Below are 10496 nucleotides of genomic sequence, written 5' to 3' on the forward strand. Positions count from 1 at the left end.
CGGCTCGGCGCTCACCCGCGGAAAGCGAAGTGTATTCAACCTGCGGAACCTATTTTCAGGATAGCAAAAAAAATAATAGGAAAGATGGAATTAACAATGTATTACCAGCAGTCAAATCTAGCGAGAAAGTTGATAGAGGCTACCTTTGCTTTTTTATTACTTGGGATTACCTCGCAAGTGTTCCATGTAGTCACACCTTCCTATGAATATTTATTACTCGTTTTTATCGTGATGCTTTTTTCGATTCGCTATGGTATTTATCTAGCTATCTTTTCATTTATAGAAGCCTTCCTTTATACAATTGTAATCGGGCTGCTAAGAGAAGAGGCTGTCATACTTTATTTTTATTCAGTTAATCAATGGGTTCATTGGTTCTTTCTTTTTTCTGTTAGTATTTGCTGTGGATTTTTTAGTACTTCATATAAAGAAAGATATGAAGATGTTCATCTTAATAAAAATGAACTGGAAGCAGAAAATGAAGAACTAAAGAATACAGTAGAACATTTAAATGAATCTAGAATAAAGCTTAAATCAAGTATGCTAGAATCAGATAATCAACTATCAAAGCTATTTTATATGTTTAAAGAATTAAATCATTCTCATCCTGAAGTGCTGCTTGATGAAGGATTGAATGTATTAAAGGAATATTTTAATGCTAAAAGAATTGGCATTTATTATGTGAATAGCACAAGACAAACTTTAAGACTTAAGCTTCGTTCAGAAGGAAAAGGAAAAGCATTGCCTGCAACGATTTTTGTTGAAAAGGGACCAGCTGTAATTAAAAACGCATTGACCCACGGAAGGGCATTTTTTCGAACGATTGAAGATCCAGATGACGCTCCACTGCTTGTTGGCCCGGTCATCAATCAGGATCAAATTCAGTATGTAATTGTATTAGATGATATTGAATTTTCAAATGTCACTTCACAGCAATTTGAGTTATTTGTTTGGTTTTTGCGATGGATGGGTGATCGTCTAGGTCATGCATTGGATACTTGGAAGATGGATATAAGCAGCCGAACTATTCCAGGAACCGTTGTGTACCATGCTTCAGAATTCCATCGTTTAGTCGCTATTGAGAAGAAGCGTCAAAAAATACTAGACTATCCATATTCTTATCTCACTATGAAAGTACCTGAATCTTCACTGAAAGAAATTAGTAAACTTGTAAAACAGCAGCTTCGTGACATTGACTATTTAGGATACAGCATGGAAGAACAAATACTGATGATATTACTGCCTTGCACAGAAGAAAAGCATATATCCGTGATTGAAGAACGTGTATGGAAGGCAGTTTCAACTAGGAAGGAGGCCGTACATTGATGATGTATATCCTTTCTTTCTATCTTGTATTTGCTTTTATCTTTTTTATGATTTTAAAGTCGAGGGCACCTTTAGAAAAAAAGGGGCTCTATGATTTTTTTCTAATCCTTTCATTCATTATCCCTATAATCGGTTTTATAGCAGCTTTGATCCTTCTTTCTCTGCAATTAAAAAAGAAAAATCAGCAATGGATTGAAGAATACTCCGGATACATCACCTTTAAAATGCCAAACTATGAAGATATGCGGGCAGAGGCTAAACAAGATTTAGAGCTAATTTCTTTTACGTCTGGTCTTGAGCTCGACAGGCCAGAATTGCAGAAAAAGCTGATTGTACAATTAAGTACTGCAAATGTATCAAATGAAGGAAAGCTTCTTAGAAAAGCTGTAAAGCAAAAGGATGCAGAAACAATCCATTATGCTGCAACGACGATTAATGCATTAAATGAACGATATACAAAGAAGATTAACGATTTGAAACAACAATTCACCCAGTCGCAAATTCATGAGGCTGCTGAAAAACTAACACTTCTTTATGCACGATATATTGAAAGCGGACTGCTTTCATCACATCAGGAGAAAGAAATGATCAATCAATTTATGTTTTATCTTAAAAAATCTGTTCAACTTTTTCCAAACGAGCCCATTTACTCGTATCATTTAGGTCTTCTTTATCACCGCGAAAATCAATATGAGAAAGCGGAGGAACAATTTCTGCATTTAGCAGCGAATTGTCCAGAAGTGTATTATGGATACGCAGGATTGCTTGAGATTTACTACCGTCAGAACATGTGGAAAAAGCTATATAACATAATTGATCAAGTGATCCATCAACAGTTGTTGGATAAATTCCCGGAAAAGTATCAGCATTTCATCAAGCAGCTTGGAGGAATACATGTTGAAAATAAAGCCTAATTTCGTTTGGATAATCGCAGCTATATTAGTAGCTATTATTTCCCTTGTACTTTTTTTTCGTTCTGATGCTTTATATCAAATATTTTCCTTTGAGCAATCTGTTTCTGAAAAAAAGTTCAAAACATATAGAAGCGAAAATAAAATAGGAAAAGGTCAGAGCCTTCGATTATATGTCATTTCTGCAGAAACGACCATGGGGAAACAAGTGCAGGAAAATTTAATAAGAGCGATGGATTATGGACATATTCATTTCGAGAGTATTAGGCCAGATCAAATAAGCTCTATTACTTCAGATCCTTATACAGGCATTATTTTTTCTGGAGAAATGTCGAACAAAGTAAATAGAGAAGACCTTGAAAAATTTGTAAGGGATGGAGGAAGATTAATCGTTCCTTATAGATTCTTTACAGATCCTTCTTGGGATCCTTTGTTTGGAATTACACAAAAACAAGATTTTAAGGAAGTAAAAGGAATTCATTTTGAAAAATCACTATTTCCTGGCTATCCTGACATTCCGGCCTCATCAAAGCTCTTTACGCATAACGCTTTAAATGTGAGCTTAAATCCAGCAACGACAAATATTTGGATGACGGCTGAGGACCTCCCGATTCTATGGAAAAATGATTATGGGGACGGGAAGGTACTTTATTGGAATACAACTGTTATGGACGATAAGCTTGGAAGGGGCCTGTTTGTGCAATCACTCGGATTAGTCTTTCCTTCCTTTGCATCAGCACAGCTGGATGTTCAAATCATGTATATTGATGATTTCCCTGCTCCAATTCCAAATGGACGTTTAAATAATGTGACCAAAAAAGCTGTTTCCCTGCCAAGCTTTTATCAGAACTTTTGGTGGAAGGACATGAAAAAAATAGCTGATGACTATGATTTTAAATACACGGGTGTCGCAATAGGAACGTATCAAAATATGGTCAAACCTCCTTTTCCAAGCCTTATCGAAGAACGAAGAAATACGTATTTGTTTTTCGGCTGGGAGCTTTTTTCAAAAGGTGGAGAGGTTGGGTTTCATGGATTCAATCATCAGCCTCTGTTGACAAAAGAAGACCCCGTTAATAAAGAGTTTGGCTATGTGAGCTGGAATCGTCAAAAGGATATGGAAGAATCATTAATCGAGCTATATACATTACTCCATCACTTTTATCCGAACAACAAGCTGGAAACTTATGTTCCTCCATCGAATGTTGTGAATAGAACTGGACTTAATGCTATTAGCAGGGCATTGCCTGAGGTAAAAACAATTGCAGCCTTGTATTTCGGTTCTAATGCGAACAGTACACTCGTTACGGAGTTTGAATATGATCATATGAATCGAGATATTTACTTCTTTCCCCGGATTACGAGTGGATATGAATTATCTGCTGATGATCAGTTTTTACTCGCAGATGTTGTGGCTAATTTTGGTGTTGTTTCTCATTTCGTTCATCCAGATGATATTCTCGACTCCGAGCGGTCTGGAAACAAAACATGGAATGAGCTGGCAGATGCTTATCGACAGATTACAGCGAATGTTAGGAAATGGTATCCGCACATAGAAGGTGTTACGCAAATAGAAGCTACAGAATTAATAAAAAAGTATCAAAAAGGTGAGTTGGTTACTTCCTATGAACAAGACAGAATACACATTGCGTACAAGGGGCTTCCTGCTCAAGCCTCTGTCGTGATTCGTATTGAAGATGGGAAATATCTTAAAACAGGCACGTTTTCATTTGGTTCTGTCACTAAGCTTGATAATCAGCTCTACAGTGTGAAGCTATTAAAGCCGCAGGCAGAAATACCGATAAAAGGAGAAGCTTTATGAGGATAGGGTTAGTAGTTGAAGGAAGCTACCCCTTTGTCAGTGGAGGGGTGGCAAGCTGGGTGCAAATGATCCTTCAGGAATTTGAAGAACATGATTTTACCATCTTCGCCATTGTTCCGTTTGAAAAATCAATAAATAGCTATCAGTACAAGATCCCTACAAATGTAAAAGAGGTTATTCAAATCCCTTTACAGTCAAATAAACAGGAAAAACAGCTTCCAACTTCCTTAAGTGAAGAGGAAGTAGAGATTTTAAGCAAATGGTTTACCTTTCAATCGGTAGACAGCCATGCATTAAATATTGTTGGCAATAAACAAAAGATCGGATCTCTTGATGCCTTTCTTCATAGTCCAGAATTTTATCGAATTGTCAAAGAAAGCTATATTTTTGAAAACTCCAGCGGTTCTTTTTCTAATTATTTCTGGATGTGGCGTTCCATGTTCTCACCTGCAATTAAAATGCTGCAAATTGATTTTCCAGAGCTTAATTTGATCCATTCTGTTTCGACTGGATATGGAGGCTTATTGGGAGCTGTCATGAGCGCACATGCGAAGATCCCCTTTCTTCTTACGGAGCATGGGATCTACTCCCGTGAGCGTGAGGAAGAAATATTGCAATCAGATTGGATTCCAACAGAGTATAAAAATCGTTGGATTTCCTTCTTCCATCATCTTTCACGACAAGCATACCACCAAGCTGCCGACATCATCACCTTATTCGGCCGCAATAGTGAGTACCAGCGGAAGTTAGGAGCACCGGCGGACAAATTAAAAATAATCCCCAATGGTGTAAACATTGAGGATTATGTTATGAAAAGAGAGCCGAATAAACATAACGATGTATTGATGATCTCTGCGATTATTCGTGTGGTCCCAATTAAAGATATAAAAACGATGATTTACGCTGCAAAAATTTTGGCAGATCAAGGAATTCCGTTCGAATTTTACTTGCTGGGCCCTGATTCAGAAGAGCCTGAATATGCCCAAGAATGCAGAGATTTAATTAATCAGCTCCATCTTTCTTCTTATGTATTTATGACGGGGAAGGTAAACATTAAAGAGTATTTGGCAAGGACGGATGTATTAGTGCTCACCAGTATTTCTGAAGGGCAGCCGCTTGCTATGCTTGAAGGGATGGCAGCTGGGATTCCATGGGTCGTTACAGATGTTGGCTCATGCCGCGAATTAATATTTGGAAGAGATGACGGAATCGGACAATGTGGATATGTTGTTCCGCCCGTTTCACCTGAACTTGTCAGCGTGTACCTTGAATGGTATTACAACCACCCTAAAGAAAGGCTGGCATTCGGAGAAAATGGGCGGGAAAGAGTAAAGAAATACTACCAACTGAAGGATGTTGTAAAAAGCTATCAAAGCTTATATAGAGAAAGGGGGGAGTGATTTGGCTGGCATTGGCTTTCGTTTGCAAAAGCTATTTCAAGAAGATTATTTTTCTTCTAGAACCAAGGCATATGGATTTTCTTTATTTGTAACAGCTGGTCCGTGGTTAGTGGTCATTTTAACCATTACAGTGATTCGCTTTTTAATTAGCTTTTTTTATTCGATTCCTAAAGAGGAGCAACAGCTCTTTACGATTTCGATTTCTTATTGCTTTATTTTTTCACAAATTATTTACGGGGGTCTACAATTAATTGTGACAAGGTATGTTGCAGACTTGCTATATGATAAAAAGCTTGATCAAGTTTTTACCTCCTTGTTAGGAATGTCAAAAATCATTCTCTTTCTAGCTTTTATTATGTGGCTTGTTTTTGCCATTATCACCCCTCTGCCTATGTATTATAAGCTTTTGCTGCTTGTATTATTTCTTGCCTTAAATATGATATGGGTTCAGTCGATTTATTTAACAGCGGCTAAAAACTACCAGTCGATTGCGATTGCTTTTTTAGCTGGAGGCATTCTTTCTATTACTGGTATTCTTCTAGTTGCTTTTTTGAACCCTGCCGTTGATTTCATGTATGGACAAGCTTTTTTGCTTTTATGTTGTTTTACATGTGGAATCGTTTTGACACTTTGTTGGCTTAGTGCGGTGATTTTAGAAATGTTTCCAAAGCATGGCTCAAGTGAACAATTTTCCTTTTTGGCTTATTTGGATAAGTACGCTGCATTGTTTTGGTGTGGATTTCTTTATCATATCGGGATTTGGATTTGTAATTTTATCATTTGGTTTGGAGAAGGCAGTCAAGTCGTAGCGAACAGCTTCCTATACCATCCCATCTATGATTCTTCGGTCTTTTGGGCTTATTTAACGATTGTTCCGACCTACATTTTCTTTACAGTTTCAATCGAGACAAGGTTTTATGAGCGATATAAAAAATTTATAGGAGCGGTAAACGCTGGAGGGACGCTGAAGCAAATTGAAAAAATGAAAAAAGCGATGAATAACACGCTAAAGCAAGAAGTGGAACGACTTCTCCGCATTCAAGGGATGATCTCTCTGATCATTATCTTTGCTGCATGGATCTACATGGCACAGTCTGGTCAAAACAGCCAGCAATACTCTATTTTTCAATTAACAGCCATTGGAGCTTTTTCAAATGCGATGGTTCTAGTCAACACCCTCTTGCTTTTATATTTTGATGATCGAAAAGGTGCAATGCGAACATCTGCCCTTTTTTTTGCTGCCAATGCCATTCTAACTTTTATCTTTCTACCACTTGGCTTTGATGGGTATGGCCTTAGCTTTGCTGCTGGATCTGGAATTGCCTTTTTGTATTCTTTATCGAGGCTGTTTAACTATATAAAAGACATTGATTATTACCTGTTCTGTTCACCAGATAAGAAAAAAAATAAACATCGAATTTTTGCAAAGATAGCGGATAAACTGAATCAACTTGGATGAAATAAGAAAAGCGCAAGCGCCTTGAACAGCTCTGAAGAAAAATGTTCACATGACTCAAAAAGTGCTTTTTACTTTTAGAGGCATGGGGTTATTTTTCACAAGAGCTAGGCGCTGGAGCTAGATGCGGACACAACTGGCAAGTTATCCACAATCCCATTTCGTTTATAATTTCCTAAACGATAAGAAAAGCACAGGCGCTGGAGCTAGACATTCATCTAACTTCAGATATAAATTATATTATAGAAAAGGATGTCAGAGAAAGTGGGTATGAACCCTTTCTCTGACATCCTTTTTATATTAACTTTCTAGGTTATTGTAAACATCATTCTCGTTCATTGTTGGAATGAAACCATTTTCCGTGCTGTATTTTGCAGAATCTTTATTTGGTGCGACGGTAAACGTAGTAAGATTTATTTGTTGTTTAAAATAAGAAATCCAGTTTTGAGACCATTGGTCCTCGCTAACGATTTCACGATTGAAATCTTCCCAAAGAATGGCATCAACCTTCTTAATAGATGTGCTTTTTAATGTATTAAAGCCCCAATTTTGAATAAGAAGCAAATTCGGATTGGTTGATTTAATTGAATTTAATAAAGTATTATAAGACGTTCTAAATTTTTTCTGTTCCTTCGGCTTATCATAAAAATAATCATCGATATCTCCAACCGTATCTAAAAAGACTCCATCCATTCCCTTTTGAACGATTTGATTTTTCACTTTCTTTAAAAGAATATTTCGATAATGTGCCTTGGAAAGATCCATTATGTATGTATTCCATTGGGGTATTTCCCATTTTTGATTACCATAGTAAAAATAATCAGATTCTTTCACTTGCGGAATATGAGCAGCTTCAAGCTCCATCACACTTAAATAGCCGAATACTTTTGTGTTATTAGATCTTAATTGTTTAATTTGCTTCTTTGAAAATGCATATGGTTCAATCACAACAAGATCATACGAAGAAAGCTCCTTTATTGCTTGTTCAGTCGCTTCTCCATAATAAATTTTAAAATTTGCAACACTTTTTAAAGGCTTGTTTTCTTCAGCATGAACACTTTTACCTATTAGTGAGGCAGTTAGGTAAAATAGAGCCATTGCACCCATAATTCTTCTGAAAATCACGTGACTTTCTCCCTTCATTACGTTTTTACCCTAAAGTATAAAAATACGGTAGACCAGCCATCATAGCAGTTGCCTGCTTTAGACCTGTGCCTTTGCGTCTCTACTTTTCAGTAGATTTGCCCTTTAGAGAGAGTGGTTTATTTAATTGTCTTAACATTACTATAGTATAGGTCGAAAGTCTTTGCAAATATTTCTTTTGATAAGTGAAAAGGGGAGTTTTAACCATTACTATAGATTAGGATTTTGGAAATTTTTCGAATAACTTCGAAAGAATATGATACCTAATACTCTATACTTCCCTCCCCTATAAAATATATAAAAGAATCCGATATTAAGTAAGGACGTTATTGCGGCAACTTCCTTTTATAATACAACAACTAAGAGAGGTACTAGAATGAAAATTAAAACACAACTGATTACTATACTTGTTATTTTAGTTCTAGCAATGATTGGTATTGGTGGATATGCAAATATCAGTATTCAATCCGCTAGAGAGTATCAGGAAAAATTAAAAAATGCGAAAGAGATGCAGCGTCTTGTTACGTATATCCAATACCGTATCGCTGGTATTTCCAATGATGAAAGAGGTTTTCTTATTACTAGTGACAACCAGTATACGGAAGAAATAAACGAAAAAGCAAACAATATTATTCAAACAATTAAAACGATGGAAAGCATGCCAAATTATAAAGAATATGAAAATAATATCAAAACATTCTCTGCAAGTTTTCAAAGCTTTACAACAATGAGCGGGCAAGTATCAGAACTTTATCGCCAAGACCAAACCGCAGCTGAAAATTTACATTTTCAAGACCTTCGTACCTTGAGAAAAGAAGTGTTAGATCCTTCTGTTAATCAGTTAGTCAATAAATTAAATCAAGATATAAAGGAAATTGAAATTGCTAATCAAAAAAATACTGTCTCAACGAAAACAGCATTACTAATTATTATTATTTTTTCCACTATATTGAGCTTAGCTCTAGGCATCATTCTTTTAAAATCAATCTTAAAGCCATTAAATCTATTAAATAAACAGATGGTCGATATTTCATCAGGTGAAGGAGATTTAACAAGAAGGGTAAAAGTAAATGGGAAAAATGAGTTTGGTCAATTAGCTGACTCCTTTAATACTTTTGTTGAATCACTTCAAGCGATGATTGCACAAATTAGGCAAACATCAAGAGAAGTAGCCCAATCATCAGAAGAATTGTCTGCGAGTACGGACCAATCAAAAGCTTCTGCAAGACAAGTAGCTGTTTCGATTCAGTCGATAACAGAAAATAGCAGTTCACAAAATGAAATGACACAAAAAAGCTTACACGCAGTAAATAACTCTCTACAAAACGTAAAAAATGTGTCTCAAAAAGCGAATAATGTTGCAAAAGTTTCTACATCCATTAGAGGGCAGGCAGAAGACGGGGAAAAAACTGTGGTAAACATGCAAGAACAAATGGAAACGATTCATTATTCAGTGAATTTAGCAGAGGAAGGCTTGCAATCACTCATAATAAGCGCAAATGAAATAAAAGACATCTCTTCCTACATTACGGATATATCTAATCAAACCAACTTACTTGCATTAAATGCTGCCATTGAAGCCTCTAGAGCTGGTGAACATGGCAAAGGATTTGCTATTGTAGCTGATGAAGTTCGAAAACTAGCGGATATGACCAACACATCTGCTAACCATATCCATACACTTGTTACTTCCATTCACAGCCACTCTAGTTCGACAGTCAACAACATGGATTTAGTAAAAGAAAATGTTGATTCCGGCATCCAGTTATCGAAAAAAACAAGTGAACATATTAAAGAAATATTAGAGAGCATTGAGCTGGTGACATCTCAAATACAAGAAGTCGCAGCAACAAATCAGTATATTACAACAGAAGTAGAAGAAGTTCAGCAATCAATGGAGAAAATTACAATTGGTTCTAATGAAACATTAAGTAATACAAAAAATGTAGCAGCAGCAACAGAGGAACAGACTGCATCCTTTGAAGAAGTTTCATCTTCTGCTACATCATTATCCAAATCAGCAGAAGAGCTGCAGCAATTAATCCATCGTTTTAAAATATAAAATGGAAAGGCAGGCTGTCGACAAACGCTCGCTTTCTTCGTTGTTCGCCTTACTCGGATGCTCATTACCAGGAAAAGAGGATGAACGACTAAGTACGTCACGTCCTGTGACAACGTCGTTCTAACCAACATCCTGTTGGCCGCCGCTCCTCCCAAGGCTTCACGCTGTGATGCGACAAACGTTTTCGATCAGCCTGAAGTTTCTGCTAATATCACTATGTCTACACTCTGAACAGGGATAGGATTAGACCTATCTCTTTTTATTGTCATTAGAGTATTTACTGAAGGCTGTTTTCGTATCGATTGTTGCTTTTAAACCCGCAGCCCGAATACACTTCGCTTTCCGCGGGCGAGCGTCGAGCCTCCTCGTCGCATACGCT

At 36.7% G+C, this 10496-nt stretch carries 7 protein-coding genes and 1 riboswitch; of the genes, 6 read left to right on the plus strand and 1 reads right to left on the minus strand.

Annotated elements, in window-relative coordinates; genetic code table 11:
* The first annotated feature begins 96 nt into the window (after positions 1–96).
* The 5 genes from ACTYA4_RS20880 to pelG are packed head-to-tail and all read left to right on the plus strand — an operon-like array spanning position 97 to position 6915.
* A complete protein-coding gene (locus ACTYA4_RS20880) occupies positions 97–1323 on the plus strand; it encodes a GAF domain-containing protein (RefSeq protein WP_443483429.1) in 1227 nt (408 codons plus the stop codon).
* A complete protein-coding gene (locus ACTYA4_RS20885; protein ID WP_443483430.1) occupies positions 1323–2237 on the plus strand; it encodes a tetratricopeptide repeat protein in 915 nt (304 codons plus the stop codon). The genes ACTYA4_RS20880 and ACTYA4_RS20885 overlap by 1 nt, the downstream gene beginning before the upstream one ends.
* A complete protein-coding gene (locus ACTYA4_RS20890; RefSeq protein ID WP_443483424.1) occupies positions 2218–4056 on the plus strand; it encodes a DUF2194 domain-containing protein in 1839 nt (612 codons plus the stop codon). Before ACTYA4_RS20885 ends, ACTYA4_RS20890 begins: the two co-directional genes overlap by 20 nt.
* Positions 4053–5456: a GT4 family glycosyltransferase PelF gene (gene pelF / locus ACTYA4_RS20895; RefSeq protein ID WP_443483425.1), complete on the plus strand. Its 1404-nt coding sequence runs from the start codon at positions 4053–4055 to the stop codon at positions 5454–5456. The genes ACTYA4_RS20890 and pelF overlap by 4 nt, the downstream gene beginning before the upstream one ends.
* Before the next feature lies 1 nt (position 5457).
* Positions 5458–6915 (plus strand): exopolysaccharide Pel transporter PelG, encoded by a 1458-nt coding sequence (pelG, locus tag ACTYA4_RS20900; RefSeq protein WP_443483426.1) that lies wholly within the window; start codon positions 5458–5460, stop codon positions 6913–6915.
* A gap of 297 nt (positions 6916–7212) precedes the next feature.
* Here pelG and ACTYA4_RS20905 read toward each other — a convergent pair whose 3' ends face one another.
* Positions 7213–8037, minus strand: coding sequence for a glycoside hydrolase family 191 protein (locus tag ACTYA4_RS20905; protein ID WP_443483427.1), 825 nt, complete (start codon positions 8035–8037; stop codon positions 7213–7215).
* A gap of 44 nt (positions 8038–8081) precedes the next feature.
* Positions 8082–8168: riboswitch (cyclic di-GMP riboswitch) on the minus strand.
* A 263-nt stretch (positions 8169–8431) separates the two neighbouring features.
* Between ACTYA4_RS20905 and ACTYA4_RS20910 the strand changes: the two genes are divergently transcribed.
* Positions 8432–10117: a methyl-accepting chemotaxis protein gene (locus ACTYA4_RS20910; protein WP_443483428.1), complete on the plus strand. Its 1686-nt coding sequence runs from the start codon at positions 8432–8434 to the stop codon at positions 10115–10117.
* The last annotated feature ends 379 nt before the right edge of the window (positions 10118–10496 follow it).

Source organism: Niallia yueguangensis, from assembly GCF_052663115.1.

What these genes read in the sequence shown, in the direction of transcription:
- ACTYA4_RS20880 (WP_443483429.1), top strand. Translation starts at nt 97, where the DNA reads ATGTATTACCAGCAGTCAAATCTAGCGAGAAAGTTGATAGAGGCTACC.
- ACTYA4_RS20885 (WP_443483430.1), top strand. Translation starts at nt 1,323, where the DNA reads ATGATGTATATCCTTTCTTTCTATCTTGTATTTGCTTTTATCTTTTTT.
- ACTYA4_RS20890 (WP_443483424.1), top strand. Translation starts at nt 2,218, where the DNA reads ATGTTGAAAATAAAGCCTAATTTCGTTTGGATAATCGCAGCTATATTA.
- pelF (WP_443483425.1), top strand. Translation starts at nt 4,053, where the DNA reads ATGAGGATAGGGTTAGTAGTTGAAGGAAGCTACCCCTTTGTCAGTGGA.
- ACTYA4_RS20910 (WP_443483428.1), top strand. Translation starts at nt 8,432, where the DNA reads ATGAAAATTAAAACACAACTGATTACTATACTTGTTATTTTAGTTCTA.